Origin of the sequence: Bradyrhizobium forestalis, from assembly GCF_002795245.1 — a bacterium.
Lineage (GTDB): Bacteria > Pseudomonadota > Alphaproteobacteria > Rhizobiales > Xanthobacteraceae > Bradyrhizobium > Bradyrhizobium forestalis.
The window spans coordinates 277,357-298,617 of sequence record NZ_PGVG01000004.1; the positions used below are offsets into that span (position 1 = coordinate 277,357).

Consider the following 21,261-nt stretch of genomic DNA (forward strand, 5'->3'; position numbering starts at 1 on the left):
GGTGACCGCGGTCGCAAGCCTCGCCGCTTTCTCCAGGTTCTCGGCGGGGCCTGTACTTAGGGGCGTCAAACAGTTTGGTCACGGGCCGCGGGGAGGGGTGGGGATACACCTTATCTCTCCGGCCACCGGAAGACCGACATGGACAGGCAGGGCTTTCCCAGGGCCCTGCCTTTTCCTTTTCAGGGACCGTCTTCGTGCCCCGGACGCAGCGCAGCACGTCTTCAGTGATGCGCTGCAGAGCCGGGGCCCATGTTGCGAGCTCAATTCAAGAAGAGCTGGGTCCCGGCTCTGCGGTGCGTCACTTCGTGCCGCGCCTTGTCCGGGACACGAAGATCATGTGTCCCGGACGCAGTGCAGCGCCTCAGCGATGCACTGCAGAGCCGGGACCCAGTCAGCCAGCCAAAGCGCTCAGTTCGTCCGTCAGATCCCGCCAGTCCGAGTTGAGGTCCTCGATCAGCTTCAGCTTCCAGGCACGCCGCCAGCGCTTCAGCGAGTGCTCGCGAGCCCGTGCTTCGAGAATAGACTCATAGGTCTCGAAATAGACGAGCAGAGTGACCCCGTACTGTTTCGTGAACCCAGGCACCAGCTTGGCCTTGTGTGCGGCCATACGGCGAGCGAGATCGTTGGTGACACCGATATAGAGGGTGCCGTTTCGTTTGCTTGCGAGGATGTAGACGAAGAAGGCGGTGTGCATCGGCGAAGCCCGCATGTGGAACCACCTAAAATTGCACAATTCGGGTTTGCAGCCAATCTGGGTCCCGGCTCTGCGGCGGGTCACTTCATGCCGCGCCTTGTCCGGGACACGAGATCTTGGTGCCCCGGACGCAGCGCAGCACTTCTTCAGTGATGCGCTGCAGAGCCGGGGCCCATGTCGCTGCGGTCGGAATGACCGAGTGTTTACCGCTGCCTTTTCCTTTTGTGCACTTGCGCAGGGACGGTAAAGGCGACTATCTCCAGTCTCGTCGCTCCGATCGCGCCCGAAAGCGAAGCTGCCTTGGATTCCCCGCAAGATTCGTCACCGAACGTGCCGGCCGTCGTTGAGGAGGCTCCGCGCGAGCCGATCCTGACGCTGCCGGCGGCGCTGACCACCTATATCGCCCTGCTGGCGCTGATCCATCTGCGGGTGCTGCTGCCGCCGGAGCTCGAGAACTGGACCATCGACGTCTTCGGCTTCATCCCGAAGCGCTACGATTCCTCGCTGCTCAATCTGCAGATCCCGGGCGGGGCGGGGGCGAAGGTCTGGACTTTCGTCACCTATTCGCTGCTGCACGCCAATCTCACCCATCTCGGCTTCAACGTGCTGTGGCTGCTGCCGTTCGGCAGCGCGCTGGCGCGGCGTTTCGGCGCGGTCAGGTTCTTCGTCTTCCTGGCGGTGACGGCGGCGGCCGGCGCGCTCGCCCATCTCATCACCCACGAGCATGCGGTGGCGCCGATGATCGGCGCTTCGGCCTCGGTGTCGGGCGCGATGGCCGCCGCGATCCGCTTTGCCTTCGTCCGCGGCAGCTTCCTGTCGTTCAGCCGATCGGATGCCGATACCGCCGCGAAGGTTCCCGCGCTGCCGCTGTCGCGCGCGCTGCGTGACGGACGGGTGGTCGGCTTCCTCGCGGTGTGGTTCGGCGTCAACATCATCTTCGGCGTCGGCGCGATCGGCATCGATGCCGAAACCACCAGCGTCGCCTGGCAGGCGCATATCGGCGGCTTCTTCGCCGGCCTTCTGCTGTTCGCGCTGTTCGATCCCGTGCCGCGCGTGCGAAGCGATGCTGCGGATGCGTCATCACGGGACGTTTCCGACCGTGCTTGAAGCTGTGCTTGCGGCGCGGCCCGAATTCATCCATCATTCCCAAGAAGAATGTTGCGAAGCTGCAAGCCGCTAGCGGCGATGCTTCGCAAAGCGCGCGAGCGTGAAACCCGCGCCGAAACTGTTAGTTGAAGACTCGCGAACAAGTTCGGACCGCCACAAGGCGGACGGCTCCGATTCAGGGAGGCGACAATGACGGTACGTTCCATTCTCAACACCAAGGGCCACCAGATCGTGAGCGTCGAGCCAGACGTCAAGCTGGCTGCCGCGATCAAGCTGCTCGGTGAGAAGAAGATCGGCGCGGTGCTGGTGATGAACCAGAGCCGGCTCGAGGGCGTCCTGTCGGAGCGCGACATTGTGCGCGTGCTCGGCGAGCGCGGCGCTGGCGTGCTGGAGGCGCCAGTCTCGGAGGTGATGACCCGCAAGGTCGTGACCTGCAAGGAGACCGATACCGTGGCCGAGCTCATGGAGATGATGACATCGGGCAAGTTCCGCCATCTGCCCGTGATCGACAACGGCAAGGTGGTGGGCCTGATCTCGATCGGCGACGTCGTCAAGCGCCGGGTCGAGGAATACGAGGCCGAACAGGAAGCCCTGCGCGACTACATCAAGACCGCCTGACCGGCCTTACTCCGCGGCCTTACTCCGCGGCCTTGGGCGCGGCGCCCTCGGGCGGCGGCGCCAGCACGTGGATCGCTTCCTGGATCGAGTCCAACGCACGCTCTGTGGCGCGTACGCCGTGCGCGATCAGATCCTCGGCGCGGTGGAAGTCGAACCAGCCGAACTGCCCGACCCGGGGCGTGATCAGCATGTCGGGCGGATCGCCGGCGAGGCGGGCGCGGGTGATGCGGTCCTGCATGATGTTGAACGCATCGACCATCACCGAGGAGATGCCGGGCCGTCCGCCGCCGCCGAAGAACTCACGCTTCATGGTCCTCTCGGGCGAGAAGAGCCGCGGGAAGCGCCGCTTGGCGGTCGCTGTTTCCTCGGCCACCGGCGCGACCGGTGTGGGCATCGCGCCGTGCGAATAGATCGTCGTGGAATGGGTGAAGATGTCGCTGGAAAGGTTTGCCGCAATGACGATTTCGGCGCCGAGCGCGCGCGCGGCCGAGACCGGCACCGGATTGACCAGCGCGCCGTCGACCAGCCAGCGGTCGCCGATCAGCACGGGCGAGAAGATGCCGGGCAGGGCATAGGAGGCGCGCATCGCGTCGACCACGCGGCCGCGGGTCAGCCAGATCTCATGGCCGGTACGGACTTCGGTCGCGACGGTCGCGAACTTGACTGGCAGGTCTTCGATCAGGGTCTGGCCGATCGCCTCTTCCAGCCGGGTTGCCAGCTTCTCGCCGCCGATCAGGCCCGAGCCGTTGAGGCGGATGTCGAGATAGCCGAGGATGTTGCGCATGCCTTGCAGGCTGCGGCCCCATTCTTCGAACGTGTCGAGCTGGCCGGTCGCATAGGCCCCGCCGACCACGGCGCCAATTGACGTTCCGACCACGACATCGGGCACGATGCCGTTGCTGAGCAAGGTCTTCAGGATGCCGATATGGGCAAAGCCGCGCGCCGCGCCGCCGCCGAGCGCAAGGCCAATGACCGGCCGGCGGATGCTGCCGAGACCAACCTTCTCGCCGTTCGAGCCGTTCGCGCTCCGACCTTTCAAGATGTCCAGCACCGAAACTCTCCTACGCCGGGCCAGCCCCAACCAACCACCAGACTAGGGACCGTTCCTGACCTCCGCCATCTCAGGGGCGAAGCATGGTTTATGCTGCTTTGGGAAGCGCACAGGGCAGGAGTATGGCGATGGACGGTTGCTCCAGGGATAATCGCGCAGGCGTCAACCCGGTTCCAGGGAAGGAGGGGCCGCAAGCGAGGTCGTATTTCTTGGGGTTTTAGAGGCTTGAATTTGCCGCGTTTTCGGTGAAAAGCAGGGAACATGACACGCGGGGGTGACGGCATCATCGGATGGCGGCGCAGCGGCAGGCTGCTGCCGGCGCTGATCCTTGCCGCGTGTCTCGTGACCCCGGGCCAAAATGCTGCGCAGGCGCAGCTTTTCTCCGATCGCCCGCCGCCGGTGCCGCCGGCATCGGTGCCCGACCCCGGCAACGCCATCAATCTGGCACCGCCCTCCGGGCCGGGCGCGGGACCCCCAAGCCTGCCGCCGACGCTGATGCAGCCCGCTACGCCCAGCATGCCGCCGCCGGCTGTCACGACCGTGCCGCCGGCCGCGCCGCTGAATGCGGCTGTGCCCGGGCAGGGTGTGCTGTCGCTGACGGCGAAATACGGCAAGGACTCAGCCCCGATCACCAGCGGCCTGGTCTGGCGCGTGTTCGCCGACCGTCCCGACGAGAACGGCACCTTCAAGCTGATCCGTGAAGATCGCAGTGCCACGCCCAACATCGTGCTGCCGCCCGGCAACTACGTCGTCCACGTCGCCTTCGGCCTCGTCAGCGCGGTGCGCACCGTCAGCCTGAAGGCCGAGACCGACCGCGAATCCTTCGTGCTGCCGGCCGGCGGCCTGCGCATCGAGGGCCGGGTCGGCACCAGCCGCATTCCGCAGAACCAGATCTCGTTCGCGATCTACAAGGGCAGCCAGTTCGAATCCGGCGAGCGCGCCTCGCTGGTGCCCAACGTCTCCGCCGGCGACGTCGTGCTGATCCCGGAGGGCACCTACTACATCGTCTCCAACTATGGCGACGCCAATTCGGTGGTGCGTTCCGACATTCGCGTTCAGGCCGGCAAGCTCACCGACGTCACCATCACCCACCGCGCCGCCGTCATCACGCTCAAGCTGGTCAGCGACAGGGGCGGCGAGGCGCTCGCCAACACCGCCTGGTCGGTGCTGACCCCGGGCGGCGACGTCATCAAGGAATCGATCGGCGCCTTCCCGCGTGTCGTGCTGTCCGAAGGCGAATACCGCGCCATCGCCAAGAACGAGGGCAAGGTCTACGAGCGCGGTTTCAACGTCGTCAACGGCGTCGACGGCGAAGTCGAAGTGGTGGCGCGCTAAGGCCCGGGCGGCGGTGCTGCCCGCAGCGAGGCGCTCGGCACGACAATTCTCATCGCGCGCACGGGTGTACTTCTCCCAATACCGCCGCCTTTGGCATCGGTGCTGCCAGGCAACTGCTCTTGCCCACCAGCTCCTGTGTTCTGCCTTGAATACTGGCCAGCGCCACCGGTTGCCTCTTGGGGCCGGGAAACACCGGTGGCATCGGCTCATTCCAGAGGCGGCGCGCCTGCCCCCGCGACCGGTGGAAGATACGGATTTCCGATAATCAATCTTATTCTCTTTCCGTCCTGCTGCGCTATATGTCGGGCGTCCGTCTAACGGGGGAGGCCGGAGCAGGCGCATGCCTTGCGAGACCGGCACGGAGCAGGGGACCAGGCTCGTCGGCATGTTCGAAGTGATCCTCACCAGGCGCAAGCGGTTTGGCTGGCGATGGCAAGTGTGCGACCAGTCCGGCAAGATATTTGCCGATGGCTTCGAGCGCACCCGGCCGTCTGCCAAATATCAAGGCGAGCGCGCGTTGTTCTTCCTGTTGTCCCAAGCCCATTTGCGCAACCGCTCGGCGGCGTCCAGCGAGGACTAGCGGCGTTTATGGCTGCGTAGCCCAGGTGAGCGGAGCGATACCCGGGACAGCTCGTGCCGCGATCCCGGATGTCGCTTCGCACATCCGGGCTACAAGACCTTGCGTTGCCTGTCGGGCAAAACACGCCAGCGATGGGTCAATGCCTGCCGTCGAAAACATTCTCCTTTACCGAAATTCGGAAATAACGTATGTCTCGCCGCAACCCGGCCCAAGGAAGAGGGGCGTATCGCGATCGTCACGAACGCGGGTCGGGCGGCGGTGGACGTGAGTTGCACCGGCGCGAAAAGCTTCGCAGGGCGGGCGACCGTGAGCGAAGACCTCGTGCCAACGACAGGTGCGGTTCGCGTACGGCAAAATCGTGTGGTCCTGGCGCCCGGGGTCTGTGCGCCAAGTGTTGCGGTGATGTGGCGGCCCGACCGGGCACGTGCATCAGCCATCCGCAAGGCGACGGGGGCAATAGTGCATCGCTCTCCGAGGAGAGCACGACATAAGCCGTAAAACCACTGCGCAGGGAAGGCCGGATGCTTGGCTTCACCTGTATGCCGCTGTGCAAGATTCTTGTTGTCACCTTTCGCACAGTGGACCGTGGGTGCCCGGCCGGCACCAGGTCTTCCCTGCGCCCTCTTTCACTGGGGGTGAGGTCACGATGCAAAGCTCGGGCGAGATGAGCCGCGAGAATGCGATCCCATGCACCCATTCATCAACGCTTTCGTGCCCCGGACGCAGCGCAGCGTCTCTTTGACGATGCGCTGCAGAGCCGGGGCCCATGCAGCAGCGAGCGACGTAGCCTGCTGGGTCCCGGCTCTGAGCCGCAACGCTTGCGCGTTACGTCGCGTCCTGGACACGAGAGCACCGCCTTTGCACAACCGTCATAGTCTCTAACGCCCACTAACCAACACCTGACTTAAAACTGTCATAATCGCTGAATGGAACCCGCGCCTGCGCGCTTTTTACATGTCGTTAAGCGCGCCTGCATTGGATGCTCCGGGAAAGTGCGTTGGGGACTGCAATGACTGCCGCGAAGAAGATGCCGGGAAAACCGGCCGCCGAAATGTTCGACGACATCCCGGTGCTTCAGCGCAAATGGCGTGCGGCGTTGAAGCCGGGCGAGCGGCTGCCGCGCTACGAGGACGTGATGCTCGGCAGCCTCGGACGGCTCGCCGACCACATCGCGCTCTTGAAGAACGACGGTGTGCTCGAGCTGTCGCGCAGCGGACGTTACGTGCAGAAATGGCTCGGCGAGGAGCGCTGGGACATTCCCGTCGCCGAGCTGTCGCCGGACTGCGCCACGGCGCTGTCGGAAGCGGCGGGGAGCGCGCTTGCGACCGGACGGCCGCACCAGGCGAGCGCGCATTGCGTACGCGACGGCATGGTCAGGACCTATGACGTGCTGGCGCTGCCGACGTCCTCCCGCTGGGGCGCGACGCTGGTCGGCGCCTATGTCAACGAGCGCGGCGCGCAATACAATCTCCTCGACGCCATCTTTTCCTCGACCGACGACGCGGTGGTCTCCCTGGCGACGCTGCGCGATGCCGGCGGCAAGCCGTTCGATCTTCAGGTCGTGCATCACAACAGAAGCGCGGGCGAGTTGCTGAAGGTTGCGAGCGGAAGCCTGTTGTGGCGGCGGATCGGCGAGGGCAGCACGCTGCTGGCCTCGCCCGAGGTGATGGAATTCCTGCTCAAGGCCGTCTCGGGCGGCCGCGGCGAGCAGCTCGAGATCGAGAGCGAGGCCCGCTACCTCAGGCTCAGCGCCACCGCCTTCGCCGACGTGGTCTCGCTGACGATCTCCGATGTCACCGCATTGAAGCGGCGCGATGCCTCGTTCCGCCTGCTGTTCGACAACAACCCGATGCCGATGTGGGTGTTCGACGCAGAGACCAAGGAGTTCCTCAGCGTCAACGACGCCGCGGTCCAGCATTACGGCTACAGCCGCGCCACCTTCCTGCGCATGAAGCTGCACGAGATCTGGCCGGAGGACGAGTGGGACAGCCACGCCGAGGCGCTGGAGCGCGTCGGCGACGCCTATCACTCCTCGCGCAACTGGCGGCACTTACGCGCCGACGGCAGCGAGATCGAGGTGCTCACCTTCGGCCGCCGCGTCGCCTTCGACGATCGCGACGGCTACCTGGTGGCGGTGGTCGACATCACCGAGCGCCGCAAGGCCGAGGCCCGCATCGCCCATATGGCGCACCATGACGGGCTCACCGACCTGCCGAACCGCGAGCACTTCCAGGAGCGTCTGAAGCAGGCGCTGGGCCAGGCCGGGGGAAAGCGGGTCGGCGTGCTCTACATCGATCTCGACCTCTTCAAGAACATCAACGATTCCTTCGGTCATCCGGTCGGCGACCGCCTGCTGAAGCAGGTCGCCGAGCGCCTGACCATCGCGGTCCGCGGCGCCAATCTCGCGGCGCGGCTTGGTGGTGACGAGTTCGCCGTCATTTTGGCCGCCGACGTCTCGCCGAACGAGGCCAGCGCCTGCGCGAGCCTGCTGATCGACATGGTGAAGGCCCCTTATGATCTCGACGGACAGGAGATGGTGATCGGCGCCAGCATCGGCATCGCGCTGTCGCCGGGCGACGGCACGACGCCGGAAGAGTTGATGCGCAATGCCGACATGGCGCTGTATCGGGCGAAGTCCGAGGGCGGTGGCGTGCACCACTTCTTCGAGCGTGAGATGGACCTCCAGGCGCAGAGGCGCCGTGACATGGAGCTCGATCTGCGCCGCGCATTCGCCAATGGCGAGTTCGAGCTGCACTATCAGCCGCTGGTGTCGATCGCCTCCGACCGCATCTCCGGCTTCGAGTCGCTGCTGCGCTGGCGTCATCCGGACAAGGGCATGATCTCGCCGGCGGAGTTCATCCCTGTTGCCGAGGACATCGGCCTCATCATTCAGCTCGGCGAGTGGGTGCTGCGCGAAGCCTGCGCCGAGGCCGTCAAATGGCCTGTCGACGTCAAGGTCGCGGTCAATCTGTCGCCGGCGCAATTCCGCAGCCGCAACCTGGTTCAGGTCGTGATCTCGGCCCTGGCGCAGTCCGGCCTGTCGCCGAAGCGGCTCGAGCTCGAGATCACCGAATCGATCTTTCTGGCGGAGACCGATGCCAATCTCGCCATCCTGCATCAATTGCGCGAGCTCGGCGTCGGCATTTCCATGGACGATTTCGGCACCGGCTATTCCAGCCTGAGCTATCTCCGCAGCTTTCCCTTCGACAAGATCAAGATCGACCGTTCCTTCGTCAAGGATCTGGCGCAGCGGCCCGACTGCGGCGCGATCGTGCGCGCGATCTCCGGGCTCGGCCGCAGCCTCAACATCCCCACGACCGCCGAGGGCGTGGAAACCGAGGATCAGCTCGACTGGCTGCGTGCCGAAGGCTGCAACGAGGTGCAGGGATTTCTGTTCAGCGCCGCGCGGCCCGCGGCCGAGATCGGAAAGCTGCTCGCCGATTTCGGTCAGCGCACCTCACGGGCGGCGTAGTGCGGGCGGATAGCAGTCGTAGACCAGTGCCTTGAACGCGGGCGTGATGCGGCTGCGCTCGTTCTGGGTCTGTTGCATCATGAGGTAGACCATGTCGAGCTTGGGATCGACGCCGAAATAGGTGCCGCTCCCTGAATCCCATTTCAATTCGCCGAGCGAGCCCGGTGGCGGCGGTTTGGCGTTGCCGGGATCGGTCCGCACCGCAAGGCCGTAGCCATAGCCGAAGCCGTCGCCCGGGAAATAGAAATAGTCGCGTCCGACGCCGGAGCCCGGCCCGATGTGGTCGGTCGTCATGGCCTTGAACGCGGCCGGGCTGAGGTAGCGCCTGCCTGCGAACTCGCCGCCGTTGAGCAGCATCTGCGAGAAGCGCTGATAGTCGGTGATGGTCGAGAGCAGGCCGCCGCCGCCGGACTGCCATTCGGGATGATCGAGGCGCTCGCGCTCGCCGGCGAGCAGGATGAAATCGTTCGGCAGCGGCCGCGCCATCCGCGCCAGCTCGTCCTCCGTCGCGAGCACAAATTTGGTGCTGTTCATGCCGAGCGGGTCGAAGATGCGCTGTTTCAGGTACTGATACAGCGTCTGGCCCGAGATGATCTCGATGATGCTGCCGAGCACGTCGGTGGAATGGCCGTAGCGCCACAGCGTTCCCGGCTGCCGCGCCAGCGGCAGCCTGGCGATGCGATCGGCGAATTCCCTGTTGTTGAATTGGCCTTCGAAGATGTCGGCGGCCTTGTAGGCCTGCTCGACCCATTTGCCGCCGATATAATCGTAGCTGATGCCAGAGGTGTGCCGCAGCAGATCCTCGATGTTGACAGGACGGACCGGTGGCACGAGGTCAAGCTCCAGCTTGCCGTCCGGCTCGGTGACCTCGAGGCCCACCTTGGTCTTGGCAAAGAGCGGGATGTATTTCGACACGGGATCGGTGAGCGCAAGCTTGCCCTCGGCGATCAGCATCATCGCGCCAAGGCATGTGATCGGCTTGGTCATGGAGTGGATGGCGAAGATCGTGTCCGGCGTCATGGCGAGGCCGGTCCTGGTGTCGCGCACGCCGAAGCACTTCAGATAGACCGGCTTGCCGTGCTGCTGGACCAGGATCACCGCGCCCGGCAACCGGCCGCTTGCCACCTCGTTGTCGAAATACGCCGTGATGCGGTCGAGCCCCTCGGACGAGGGGGCGGGAATGTCGGCGGCGCGGCCTCGCGTCATTGCGCCGGCGAGCATCGCGGCTCCGAGCAGAAATTCACGCCGTCGCATCCGGGCTCCTCCCTCGGCGGGATCAAAGCCGCAAGATATTCAGAGCGTCAACACGACTTCGACTAAAAACGCGTCACAATTTCCGAAAGGAACGGTCGCGGACGGTCCTCGCTCGGTTTGGTCGGCGTGCCGATATGGACGAAGCCGGCGAGCTTCTCGTCCGGCTTGAGGCCGAGGCCGTCAAGCACGTCGCGGTCGAAGGCGAACCAGCCGGTCAGCCAGCAGGCGCCGTAGCCGAGCGCGGTGGCGGCCGTGACGATGTTCATGGCGCTGGCGCCCGCCGACAACTCCTGCTCGAACGCCGGCACCTTCGGATGCGGCCTGGTGAAGCTGACGATGCCGATCACCAATGGCGCGTCCATCAGGCGCTTGCGCTCGACCTCGACGTCGGCCGCCGGTGCGCCCGGATTCTTCCGGGCGAAGACCCTCGCGATGACCTCGCCGGCACGCTGGCGGCCGTCACCCTCGAAGACGATGAAGCGCCAGGGCGTGAGCTTGCCGTGATCGGGCACGCGCGCCCCGATGGTGAGGATCGTCTCGAGCTCGGCCGGCGAGGGGCCGGGGCCAGTCATCTCGCGCGGCTTGACCGAGCGGCGGGTCTTCAGGAGTTCGATGGCGTCGGGCACGGGGATATCCTCTTCGGCTGGTCGTCGGGCGTGCCATGCCGAGATAGGCATGCACGCCCGCAACCGGAAGCGAATTTAGATCGATTTCAGGGATCAGACGGCGCCCCGCGCCCGTCGGACATCCGGCGGAGTGGCCTCGTCGACCAGGGCGGCGATCGCCTCGGCGGTCGTCATCACCTTCTGGCCGTCGCTGCCGAGGCGGCGGACCGAGACCGAATGCGTCTCGGCCTCTTTCTTGCCGACCACGAGCAGCGCCGGGATCTTGGCCAGCGAATGCTCGCGGACCTTGTAGTTGATCTTTTCGTTGCGCAGGTCGATCTCGACCCGAAGCCCTGCGCGCCGCGCCTGCTCCAGCACCACCTTGGCGTATTCGTCGCCTTCCGAGGTGATGGTCGTGACCACCGCCTGCACCGGCGAGAGCCAGAGCGGGAAGTTGCCGGCATAGTGCTCGATCAGGATGCCGATATAGCGCTCCATCGAGCCGCAGATCGCGCGGTGCACCATCACGGGCGGCTTCTTGCCGCCGTCATGGTCGATGTAGAACGCGCCGAACCGCTCCGGCAGGTTGAAGTCGACCTGCGTGGTTCCGCACTGCCAGTCGCGGCCGATGGCATCGCGCAGAACATATTCGAACTTCGGCCCGTAGAAGGCGCCTTCGCCGGGGTTGATCTCGGTCTTGATGTGATTGTTCTGCGACTGGATCTCGCGCAGCACGGTCGCCATCACCCGTTCGGCGTGATCCCACATCGCATCCGTGCCGACGCGTTTATCCGGCCGGGTCGACAGCTTGACCGTGAGATCGCCGGTGAAGCCGAAGTCCGCGTAGGTCGACAGGATGAGATCGTTGATCTTCAGGCATTCATCGGCGAGTTGGTCCTCGGTGCAGAAGATGTGCGCGTCGTCCTGGGTGAAGCCGCGCACGCGCATCAGGCCGTGCATGGCGCCGGAGGGCTCGTAGCGGTGCACCACGCCGAACTCGGCGAGGCGCAAGGGAAGGTCGCGATAGCTCTTCAGGCCATGCTTGAAGATCTGGACGTGGCCCGGGCAGTTCATCGGCTTCAGCGCAAACCAGCGCTTGTCCTCGGCCTCGTCGCCGGCCGATTGCGCCGCGAACATGTTCTCGCGATACCAGCCCCAATGGCCCGAGGTCTCCCACAAGACCTTGTCGAGGATCTGCGGCGCGTTGACCTCGTTGTAGTCGCCGGAGAGGCGCCGGCGCATATAGGCGATCAGCTGCTGGAAGATGGTCCAGCCCTTCGGATGCCAGAACACGACGCCCGGACCTTCCTCCTGGAAGTGGAAGAGGTCGAGCTCGCGCCCGAGCTTGCGATGGTCGCGCTTCTCGGCTTCCTCGATCTGCTTGAGATAAGCGTCGAGGTCCTCCTGCTTGGCGAAGGCCGTGCCGTAGATGCGCGTCAGCATCGGGTTGTTGCTGTCGCCACGCCAATAGGCGCCGGCAACCTTCATCAGCTTGAAGGCGTTGCCGACCTTGCCGGTCGAGGTCATGTGCGGGCCGCGGCAGAGATCGAACCAGTCGCCCTGGTAGTAGATCTTGATCGGCTCGGTGCCGGGAATGGCGTCGACCAGCTCGACCTTGAAGGCCTCGCCCTTGTCGCGGAACACCTGCTTGGTCTTTTCGCGGTCCCAGACTTCCTTGGTGAAGGGTTTGTCGCGCGCGATGATCTCGCGCATCTTCTTCTCGATCGCGGCAAAGTCTTCCGGCGTGAACGGCTCGTTGCGGAAGAAGTCGTAGTAGAAGCCGTTCTCGATCACCGGACCGATGGTGACCTGGGTGCCCGGCCACAGCGTCTGCACGGCTTCGGCCAGCACGTGCGCGCAGTCGTGGCGGATCAATTCCAGCGCGCGCGGGTCGTCGCGATTGACCAGCTCGATCTTGGCGTCGGCGTCGATGGGATCGTTGAGATCGGCGAGTGCGCCGTCGAGCGCCATCGCAACCGTGCGCTTGGCCAGCGACGGCGAGATGCCCTTGGCGATGTCGAGGCCGGTGATGCCCTTGTCGAACTGGCGCTGAGCGCCGTCGGGGAAGGTGAGGGTGACTTTGGGAGCGGGGGTCACGGGCTTCAGATTGGAGAGGCTGTACTGGAAGCCGGACTCGGATTTGGGCTGGTCGGTCATTGCTTTCTCCTGAGGCTCACTCCTGCGAACGAGCGCAGGTAAGCGGGAACGAGCGATATATCAGGCGATTCGGCCTGCGCAATCCGGCATTTCCAAGAAAGTGGCGCGCAAAACCGGGGGCGCAGCCCCAACTATTTGGCGTTGTACCCTTTAACTCATCACAAGCCGCCGCTACATGCGTTTGCATGGAAAATGCCCCCGCCGCCGGCCGTTTCGCCCCCACCGCCCTGATGCTCGGCAATCTCGTCACCGGCTGCTCGGTGCTGGCGCCGGCCGGCATGCTGCCGGAATTGGCGACGGGGCTCGACGTCAGCATCCATGCGGCAGGGCTCCTCATCACTTTCGGTGCCGTCACGCTGTGCATCGGCTCGCCGCTGACGGCCTGGCTCACCAGCCGCATCGAACGGCGGACGCTGCTTGCGACGACGCTGGCGGTGCTCGCGCTTGGCAATCTCGCCTCGGCCTTCGCGCCCGACTACACGAGGCTCCTCGTCATCCGCTTGGGGATGCTCGCGGTCGGCGCGCTCTATACGCCGCAGGCGGCCGGCACGGCGGCGCTGATCGTGCCGGCGGGGCGGCGCGGCAGCACCATTGCGTACATTTTCCTCGGCTGGTCGTTGGCAGCCGCCGTCGGCCTGCCGCTGATCACCTTCATTGCCAGCCGCTATGGCTGGCGCGCGGCCTATGGCGGGATCGGCGCGCTGGGCTGCATCAGCTTCCTGCTGTTGCTGCTGCGTCTACCGGCGGGCCTGAAGGGTGCACCGGTGGATCTGAAGACATGGGCCGCGGTCGGCCGGAGCAGGACGATCCTGCTGCTGCTTGCGATCACGATGCTGCAAATGTCGGGACAGTTCGTCGTGTTCACCTATATGGGCCCGCTGCTCAACAAGCTCACCGGCGCCGGGCCCGATGCGATCGGCATGGTGTTCGCGCTTTACGGGGTCTGCGGCTTCCTTGGCGTTGTCATTGCGACCCGCATCGTCGACACCTCGGGGCCCTATCGCACCTCGTTGCTGTTCACCTGCCTGCTGCTTGCCGGGATGACCGGCTGGGCGCTCGGCGCCGGCTCGCTCGTCTGGATGGCGGGCGCGGTCGCGATCTGGGGCCTTGGCTTTGCCTCGACCAATTCGATGCAGCAGGTGCGGCTGGTCGCGGCCGCGCCGCCGCTGGCACCAGCCACCGTCGCCCTCAATACCTCCGTCCTCTATATCGGCCAGGCAATCGGCTCTGCCGTCGGCGGACTGCTGTTCGCCCGCGAGCTCCTGCATACACTGGGGTTCGTCGCAGTCGGTTTCGTCGTGCTGGCGCTGATCCTGGTGGTGCTGACCCGGCCCCGGCCGGCGGTTGCCGCCACGGCCTGAATCCCGCGCTTGGTGTAAGCAAGGTGCTTGGCAAACCGCGCGCGGGAGCGCTAGAAGGCCGGTCATGGGGACCAAAGAGAGTGGACTAAAATGAGGATGATTCTGGCGGTTGCCGCGGTGCTCTATTCAGCCTCCGCGTTTGCGCAAGCCGACAAGCCACCGATGGTGGGGGACAAGCCGCTGGTGCAGGTCAAGCCCAAGGGGACCAAAGAGGCTGCGGCCAAGCCGGCCGCGGCGGCGAAGGGCAAGCCGCAGTCGGTCGCCGTTCGGCTCCAGGCCTGCCTCGAGATCGATGATGGCACCAAGGATCGCCTCAACTGCTACGATGCCGTGATCCCGCCGGCGCCGAAGCCGAAGCCGGCGAAGGCCAAGGGCTACGCCGATTGCCGTTTCTTCAAGGAAGAGGATGAGCGGCTGGCCTGCTTCAACGGCTTTGCCGAGAGCATTCCGAAGCTGCCCAAGAACTAATATTCGTCAGGCCAAGGCTCAGTCGCCGATCGAGCTGAGCAATTTCGGCCTAGCGGCCCGATGTGGATGGATTGGTGGAGGCGACGCGCGTCAGCGCCAGCGCCGGCGTCGCCGACATCTTGACCAGCACGTCCTTGAGCGGATCCCGCGTCCAGGCGCGGGTCACATAATCGCGGTGGGTGATGCCATCGCCGGTCTCGACGAACGCCACACTGCCTGGACGGAGCGGCCCATCCATGTCCTCGGCGACGCTGATGCCCTTCTGCCTGAGCATGCTCATCAGCTCGCGGTCGCGCCGCGCCGTGTAGCGGGTGTAGGCGCTGACGAAGAAGCCGGAACGGTGGCTCTCGATCCAGGAGGCGAACTTGTCCATTTCGCCGTAGACCGCGTCGAGCAGCACCACACCGCGGACGCGGTCGCTGATGCCGCCGACCTCCAGGCTCCAGGCCGTCGGCAGGAAGCCCCCGCTGTAGCCGACGATCACGATCGGCATGTTGGCGAAAGCGCGCGCGCTGTCGGGATCGCCGGTGAGGCGGGCGAGATGGTCGGCCGATTCCGCCATGAAGCGCTTGAAGCCGCCCGGTTGCCAGAACTTGCCGGCGCTGGAATCGGCAGCATCGACGGCCATTTGGGGTGCAAGCAGGATGGCATTGGCGCCGGAATCGGTGATCTGTTTCGGCACCATCTGCCGGTCGCGGACGTCGCGCTCGAGCGTTGCGCCGTTGCCGTGGAAGAACACCACGATCACACCCGGCTTGCGCACGTCGAAATGCTCGGGCACGTGCACCAGCACGCGGCTGTCGCTGTAGGTCTCGTCCTGCCAGAACACGCGACCGGAATAGCTGCGGTGTCCGCGGCGGTCGCCCTTGGAAATGTTGAGGAAGGGCGCGTCAGAGGCGGGGTTGTTGCCGAAATAGGGGAAGGCCGACGACTTCATGCTAACGAGCGTCGTCAGGTCCTCGCGGGCGGGGCGCTTGTAGGGGACTTGCGGCTCGAGCGACGCCACCTTGTAGGGCGCTTGCTCCGGCGGTTGTTGCTGAATAGCGCGCTTAGGCGAGAAGTCCGACATCTGCCGTTGCAGGAAGCTTTCACTCGCCGAGGGAAAGCGCTCCCTGAACTGCGGGGCCGGAAAGCGGTCCTCGAATGTGTCGGCGCTGGCAACTTGTCGGATATTGGTCTTGGCGACGACCTGGACGTTCGCCTGGGAGTTCGCCGCCAGATCGGGCGCCTTGCCGCATTGAACCAGCGCCAGGGACAACGGCACCAAGCCTGAGATCAGACCGACCCGGAGCGCACGACCGTGCCGACCGGACGGTGTCCGATCGGCACGAAAGTCAGCTCTCAGTGTCAGAACGGCCCCGAACATCCACCCATGACCCCAAGCCACGACATCAAGTCCGTCGGCATGGTATTTAAGACAATTGAGCCGACTGGCGTTTAGGCGACGTTAAGCGTCCGGAGAAACTTCCCCACATCCGGAACGCTCAAAAGGACCATGCAATCGTGTCCTGATTGTGGGGAAGGGGAGTGGGAAATCCGGGCAAATCCAGCGTCATTGTCCAAAAGCATGCTTAGTCGGTGTTTTGGTACCTGCTGATCTTGCCTCATTTAGCCCTTGTTAACCCTGCTTGAATTGACTGGGCCAAACTGCACGATGGGCCCCACGAGGCGAGACGCCTGAGATTAAGGACCTCGATGACGGCATCAGATGCGGGAACCGCAACCTGGACTGGCCGGCTGACCGGGAGCGGGGCCGGGGTCTCCGTTCCGGTCGCGACCGCCATCGTTGTGGCCGACATGATCGGGGTCGGCGTCTTCACCAGCCTCGGCTTCCAGGTCAAGGACATCCCGTCCGGCTTCTCGATCCTGCTGCTCTGGACGGTCGGCGGCATCGTCGCGCTGTGTGGGGTGTTCGCGTACAGCGAATTGGGCGCGATGTTTCCGCGCTCGAGCGGCGAGTACAACTTCCTCGGCCGCACCTATCATCCGGCCTTCGGCTTCCTCGCCGGCTGGGTGTCGGCGACGGTCGGCTTTGCAGCGCCCGTCGCGCTCGCCGCGATGGCGTTCGGCGAATACGCCAAATCCGTCGTGCCCGATCCGCCGCCGATCCCGCTGGCCATCGGCGTGGTATGGCTGGTCTCGCTCGTGCAACTGACCGGCGTCAGGCACTCCTCGACCTTCCAGCTGATCTCGACCATCCTCAAGGTCATGCTGATCGTCGCCTTCCTGGTCGCCGGCTTCGTCATCGGCGTGCCGCAGCCGATCGCCTTCACGCCGCAGCCGGGCGACCTCGCGCACATCGTCAGCGCGCCGTTCGCGATCGGCCTCGTCTTCGTGATGTATTCGTTCTCGGGCTGGAATGCCGCGACCTATATCATCGGCGAGATGAACACGCCGCAGCAGAGCCTGCCGCGCGCGCTGCTCGCGGGCACGCTGATCGTGCTCGTGCTGTACGTCGCGCTCAACGCGGTGTTTCTCTATTCCACGCCGGTGAGTGCGCTTGCCGGCCAGCTCGACGTCGCCAGCGTCGCCGGCAGCGCCATTTTCGGCAACCTCGGCGGCCGGATCGTCGGCGCCATGATTTGCGTCGGCCTGATCTCCTCGATCAGTGCGATGATGTGGATCGGGCCGCGCGTGATGATGACCATGGGGGAGGACATTCCGGCCCTGCGCATGTTCTCGAAGCGATCGGTGAGCGGCGCGCCGGCCTATGCCGTTCTGTTCCAGCTCGCCGTCGCTAACCTGCTGTTGTTCACGCGCAGCTTCGAGGCGGTGCTCGACTTCATCCAGTTCGCGCTGTTGTTCTGCTCGTTCTTCACGGTCGCCGGCGTCATCAAGCTGCGCATCACCGATCCCGACCTGCCGCGGCCCTATCGCGCCTGGGGATACCCGTTCACGCCGCTCGTTTTCCTGCTCGTGACCGCGTTCATGATGTACTACCTCTTGACCGAGCGGCCGGTGCAGTCGCTCGCGGGGATGCTCGTCATGCTCTCGGGCCTGTTGATCTATGCTGTTTTCCGCAGGCGGCCGGTCGCCGCTGGCAATTCATCACACCGCGAATAAACATGTTTCGACCCATGAGAATTGCGGCCGTCGCCCTTGCCCTGCTGGCCGCGGCCGTCTCGTCCACGCATGCCGCGGACGTCACTTTCGACGACACCGCGCGCTTCCTTGCGGGTATGCAGCCTTCGGCGGACTCGCCGCTGGTGCCGCTCACCAAGGACCCGGGCTGGCAGCGTCACGCCAAATTCTTCGACGGCGCCTTCGCCCAGCTCGAGCAGCGGCAGCTCTCGAAGATCCGCAGCTGGGCCGACGTCAATCTCGCCGCGCCGCGGCCGACCATGTTCTACATGTTCAGCGGCCCGGATTTCCTCTACGCCAATGCCTTCTATTCCAAGGCCAGCACCTACGTGCTCGGCGCGCTGGAGCCGGTCGGTGCGGTGCCCGATCTGACGCGGCTGCCGCGCGGTTCGGTCGGCGCCGCGCTCTACAATGTCGAACGCTCGCTCGGCTCGATCCTGAGCTTCTCCTTCTTCATCACCAAGCAGATGAAGGTCGACCTGCACACCAACCAGGTCAACGGCACCTTGCCGATCCTCTATGTCTTCCTCGCCCGCTCCGGCAAGACCATCCGCAATGTCGAGATGGTCGCGCTCGACGACAAGGGTGGGGTGCATGTCGGCGACGACAATCCGGGGCGGAACGCGACGCGCGGCGTCCGCATCACCTTTGCGGGCAGCAATGGCGAAGCGCGCACGCTGTACTATTTCTCGACCGATCTCTCCAATTCCGGCGCGCGCGCGACGGGCTTCCTGAAGTTCTGCGAGACGCTCGGGCCCGGCAACAGCCTGCTCAAGAGCGCGTCCTATCTCTTGCACTCCGGCAATTTCACCGTTGTGCGAGACTGGTTGCTCGCCAACAGCGCCACCATCATCCAGGACGATTCCGGCATTCCGCTCGCGAACTACAATGCGCGGCAGTGGAGGTTCTTCCCGTTCGGCCGCTACCTCGGCCCGATCGACGAATTCCCCGGCCGCTACCAGCAGCGCTACGCCGAACTGTTCACGCGCGCTCAACCGATCGATTTCGGCGTCGGTTACCGCTGGCGGACGCATGAATCGAATTTGCTGCTGGCGGTGCAGGTGCCGGGCAGCGAGACCGCGCCGGAGGCGGAGGCCACGTCATCCGCCGAGCCGCCGCCAAAACCGCCGCGCCCGAAGCGGCTGCGGCCGCCGGAGCCGGTCCCGCCGTCACAGGGACGTTTTTTCTGGTTCCGCTAGGCTATTTGCAGAGATCGGGCGTCAAGAGGTCTGGGCCACGACGACCAGCACTTCGGCTTTCTGCCGGCCGAGGCTCCTGACCTCGTGCGGCGTCTCGCCTGAAAAATACAGGCAGTCCCCCTTTCCGAGGACGAGCTCTTCGCCATCGAGCTTGATCGCGATCTTGCCGTTGATGACGAACAGCAGCTCCTCACCCGCATGCGAGGCCCGCGTGGCGGCGTTGTGCGGCGGGCTCAGCAGAAATGGCTCCATCATCTTGCGGGTGCGACCGGTCGCCAACGGGACCACGCCAAACGTGTCCTGGAACAGCGGCACATTGCCATCCTGGCGGCGGAACAGCGTGTAGCGCGGCGCCGGCTCGGCGTTCGGGTCGAAGAAGTTCGCGACATTGACCTCGAGCGCGGCGGCCATCCGCAGCAGTGCGGCGAGGGAGGGGATCTTGAGATTGCGCTCGACCAGCGAGATGTAGCCGCGCGTGAGGTCGCTCTGTTTCGCAAGCTGGTCCAGCGTCAGGCCCTTGGCGATCCGCGCCTGGCGGATGTTGGCCCCGACCGCCGTGGCTTTGCTGACCTCAAGCACGCATGAATCTCCCGGACTGCTCAGGCCCGTTTTGCAACAGATGGCGCCGGACTGCCAGCCCGGCGGCCGGCAAGGCGCCGCGCAGGGTTGCCGCCAAGTGTATTCCAAAGGAAAACTTATGAGCGGAAATTTCAGGCAGAGGCGCGGATATTGTGAGCAAGTGAACCGGTATTTCGCGGAAATCCGCCGAATTTAGGCGCATTTTTGAGGCTTTGCCGCGATCGACGGCATTTGCTGCGTTCCGTGGCGTTGATTTCCAATAGTAAACATGATCGATTTTACCGCCGTGGCCGCCGATGGGCGTCACGGACCGAACCAACTGCTTTTCCCTGGCGCCGGTACCTTTTGGAGAGATCGATGACCGTAGCAGACGACGTAACCCTGAACGTAGCGCCGGACGAGGCGGCGAGCTTGCGGCGGATCGTGTGGTCAAGCGTGATCGGCACCGCGGTCGAATGGTATGACTTCCTCATCTATGGCACAGCGACCGCGCTGGTGTTCAACAAGGTCTTCTTCGCCGCCGGCAACCCCACGCTCGCCACCATTGCGGCCTTCGGCACCTATGCCGTCGGATTTCTGGCGCGGCCGCTCGGGGCTGCGATCTTTGGCCATTACGGCGACCGGGTCGGCCGCAAGGCGATGCTCGCGATCACGATCATGGTGATGGGCATCGGCACCTTCCTGATTGGCCTGCTTCCGACCTACCAGCAGATCGGTATCGCCGCGCCGGTGCTGCTGATCGGATTGCGCTTTCTCCAGGGTATCGGCCTCGGTGGCGAATGGGGCGGGGCCGTTCTGATGGTCGTGGAGAATTGCCCGACACACCGCCGCGGCCTGCTCGGCAGCATGGTGCAAGTCGGTAATCCCATCGGCAATCTCGCCGCGATCGGCATGTTCGCGCTGGTGGCGAGCCTGCCGGAGAGCGACTTCATGGCCTACGGCTGGCGCATCCCCTTCCTGATCTCGATCCTGCTGGTCGGCGTCGGTCTCTACATCCGCCTCAACATGGAAGAGACCGCCGCCTTCCGTCAGGTCCAGGCCAAGAAGGAAGTCGCAAGCCTGCCGCTGCTTGAGATCTTCAGGCATCACCGCCGGCCATTCTTCACCGCGGTCGGTCTGAAGATCTCTGAAATCGCCTATGCCAGCATCGGAGGTGTGTTCGTGATGTCCTACGCCACCGCCAATCTCGGCTTGCCGCGTGCGGTGGTGCTGAACGGGGCGTTCGCCGCATCGCTGGTCGCGCTGCTTGCCATCCCGCTGTTCGGCTGGCTGTCCGACCTCGTCGGCCGCAAGACGATGTTCTATGCGAGCTGCCTGTTCTCGGCGCTGTTTGCCTTCCCTCTGTTCTGGCTGCTCGACACCCGTGATCCGACCATCGTTGTATGCACCATCGTGGTCGCGATCACCTTCGGTCAGATGGTCATGTTCGGCATCGGCGCGCCCTGGTACTCCGAGCTGTTCACCGCGCGCCTGCGTTACAGCGGCGCTTCGCTCGGGTTCCAGGTCGGCGCCGCGCTGAGCGGCGGATTGACGCCGCTGATTGCAGCCTCTCTGATGGCATGGAGCGGCGGCGCAACCTGGCCGGTCTCGCTGCTGCTGATTGCCTGCGCTGCCATCACCGCGACCGCGACTACGTTCGCGCCGGAGATGGCGAACAAGGAACTGACCTGATTCCCGCGGCGCCGGTGCCGGCGGCGCCA

Annotated in this window: 18 protein-coding genes; 10 read left to right on the forward strand and 8 right to left on the reverse strand. The window is 64.9% G+C overall.

Going from position 1 to position 21,261, the window contains the following annotated elements; genetic code table 11:
- Positions 1-391: 391 nt before the first annotated feature.
- On the reverse strand, positions 392-694 hold the full coding sequence (locus tag CVM73_RS07635; protein WP_100231456.1) for a GIY-YIG nuclease family protein: 303 nt from the start codon (positions 692-694) through the stop codon (positions 392-394).
- A 300-nt stretch (positions 695-994) separates the two neighbouring features.
- On the opposite strand from CVM73_RS07635, the gene CVM73_RS07640 reads away from it, so the two are divergent.
- Both CVM73_RS07640 and CVM73_RS07645 read left to right on the forward strand, forming a co-directional pair.
- Positions 995-1,801 (forward strand): rhomboid family intramembrane serine protease, encoded by an 807-nt coding sequence (locus tag CVM73_RS07640; protein WP_208639173.1) that lies wholly within the window; start codon positions 995-997, stop codon positions 1,799-1,801.
- Positions 1,802-1,990: 189 nt separating this feature from the next.
- Positions 1,991-2,419, forward strand: a complete 429-nt coding sequence (locus tag CVM73_RS07645; RefSeq protein ID WP_100231387.1) for a CBS domain-containing protein — start codon at positions 1,991-1,993, stop codon at positions 2,417-2,419.
- A 19-nt stretch (positions 2,420-2,438) separates the two neighbouring features.
- On the opposite strand, the gene CVM73_RS07650 is transcribed toward CVM73_RS07645, so the two are convergent.
- A complete protein-coding gene (locus CVM73_RS07650) occupies positions 2,439-3,470 on the reverse strand; it encodes a patatin-like phospholipase family protein (RefSeq protein WP_100231388.1) in 1,032 nt (343 codons plus the stop codon).
- A gap of 261 nt (positions 3,471-3,731) precedes the next feature.
- Between CVM73_RS07650 and CVM73_RS07655 the strand changes: the two genes are divergently transcribed.
- The 3 genes from CVM73_RS07655 (at position 3,732) to CVM73_RS07670 (ending at position 8,857) form a co-directional block, all read left to right on the forward strand.
- Positions 3,732-4,805, forward strand: coding sequence for a hypothetical protein (locus CVM73_RS07655; RefSeq protein WP_100231389.1), 1,074 nt, complete (start codon positions 3,732-3,734; stop codon positions 4,803-4,805).
- A gap of 340 nt (positions 4,806-5,145) precedes the next feature.
- Positions 5,146-5,385: a hypothetical protein gene (locus tag CVM73_RS40050; protein WP_245452238.1), complete on the forward strand. Its 240-nt coding sequence runs from the start codon at positions 5,146-5,148 to the stop codon at positions 5,383-5,385.
- A 1,009-nt stretch (positions 5,386-6,394) separates the two neighbouring features.
- Positions 6,395-8,857 carry a putative bifunctional diguanylate cyclase/phosphodiesterase gene (locus CVM73_RS07670; protein ID WP_100231390.1) on the forward strand — a complete coding sequence of 821 codons (2,463 nt, stop codon included), beginning with the start codon at positions 6,395-6,397 and terminating at the stop codon, positions 8,855-8,857.
- Here the strand turns inward: CVM73_RS07670 and CVM73_RS07675 are convergent.
- The 3 genes from CVM73_RS07675 to thrS form a co-directional block, all read right to left on the reverse strand.
- Positions 8,843-10,111 (reverse strand): serine hydrolase domain-containing protein, encoded by a 1,269-nt coding sequence (locus tag CVM73_RS07675; RefSeq protein ID WP_100231391.1) that lies wholly within the window; start codon positions 10,109-10,111, stop codon positions 8,843-8,845. The genes CVM73_RS07670 and CVM73_RS07675 overlap by 15 nt on opposite strands.
- A gap of 62 nt (positions 10,112-10,173) precedes the next feature.
- Entirely contained in the window at positions 10,174-10,737 is a 564-nt protein-coding gene (locus CVM73_RS07680) for a nitroreductase family protein (protein ID WP_167406692.1), read from the reverse strand.
- Positions 10,738-10,830: 93 nt separating this feature from the next.
- Positions 10,831-12,873: a threonine--tRNA ligase gene (gene thrS / locus CVM73_RS07685; RefSeq protein ID WP_100231393.1), complete on the reverse strand. Its 2,043-nt coding sequence runs from the start codon at positions 12,871-12,873 to the stop codon at positions 10,831-10,833.
- 185 nt (positions 12,874-13,058) lie between these two features.
- Between thrS and CVM73_RS07690 the strand changes: the two genes are divergently transcribed.
- The gene (locus tag CVM73_RS07690) at positions 13,059-14,234 is read left to right on the forward strand and encodes an MFS transporter (RefSeq protein WP_100231394.1); all 1,176 of its coding nucleotides are present in this window, start codon (positions 13,059-13,061) and stop codon (positions 14,232-14,234) included.
- 90 nt (positions 14,235-14,324) lie between these two features.
- Complete coding sequence (locus tag CVM73_RS07695) at positions 14,325-14,702, forward strand: hypothetical protein (protein WP_100231395.1); 378 nt, start codon at positions 14,325-14,327, stop codon at positions 14,700-14,702.
- Positions 14,703-14,751: 49 nt separating this feature from the next.
- Here the strand turns inward: CVM73_RS07695 and CVM73_RS07700 are convergent, their stop codons facing one another.
- On the reverse strand, positions 14,752-16,068 hold the full coding sequence (locus CVM73_RS07700; protein WP_100231396.1) for an alpha/beta hydrolase: 1,317 nt from the start codon (positions 16,066-16,068) through the stop codon (positions 14,752-14,754).
- Between the two features lie 329 nt (positions 16,069-16,397).
- Here CVM73_RS07700 and CVM73_RS07705 point away from each other — a divergent pair, with 329 nt between their 5' ends.
- Together CVM73_RS07705 and CVM73_RS07710 are read left to right on the forward strand one after the other, a co-directional pair.
- Entirely contained in the window at positions 16,398-17,765 is a 1,368-nt protein-coding gene (locus CVM73_RS07705; protein WP_100231397.1) for an APC family permease, read from the forward strand.
- Positions 17,766-17,779: 14 nt separating this feature from the next.
- Positions 17,780-18,982: a hypothetical protein gene (locus CVM73_RS07710; protein WP_167406705.1), complete on the forward strand. Its 1,203-nt coding sequence runs from the start codon at positions 17,780-17,782 to the stop codon at positions 18,980-18,982.
- A gap of 21 nt (positions 18,983-19,003) precedes the next feature.
- Here the strand turns inward: CVM73_RS07710 and CVM73_RS07715 are convergent, their stop codons facing one another.
- Both CVM73_RS07715 and CVM73_RS39085 read right to left on the reverse strand, forming a co-directional pair.
- Complete coding sequence (locus CVM73_RS07715) at positions 19,004-19,561, reverse strand: helix-turn-helix domain-containing protein (RefSeq protein ID WP_100231399.1); 558 nt, start codon at positions 19,559-19,561, stop codon at positions 19,004-19,006.
- Entirely contained in the window at positions 19,554-19,868 is a 315-nt protein-coding gene (locus CVM73_RS39085) for a hypothetical protein (protein ID WP_146006571.1), read from the reverse strand. The genes CVM73_RS07715 and CVM73_RS39085 overlap by 8 nt, the downstream gene beginning before the upstream one ends.
- A 50-nt stretch (positions 19,869-19,918) precedes the next feature.
- Between CVM73_RS39085 and CVM73_RS07720 the strand changes: the two genes are divergently transcribed.
- The gene (locus CVM73_RS07720; protein ID WP_100231400.1) at positions 19,919-21,232 is read left to right on the forward strand and encodes an MFS transporter; all 1,314 of its coding nucleotides are present in this window, start codon (positions 19,919-19,921) and stop codon (positions 21,230-21,232) included.
- Positions 21,233-21,261: the final 29 nt, after the last annotated feature.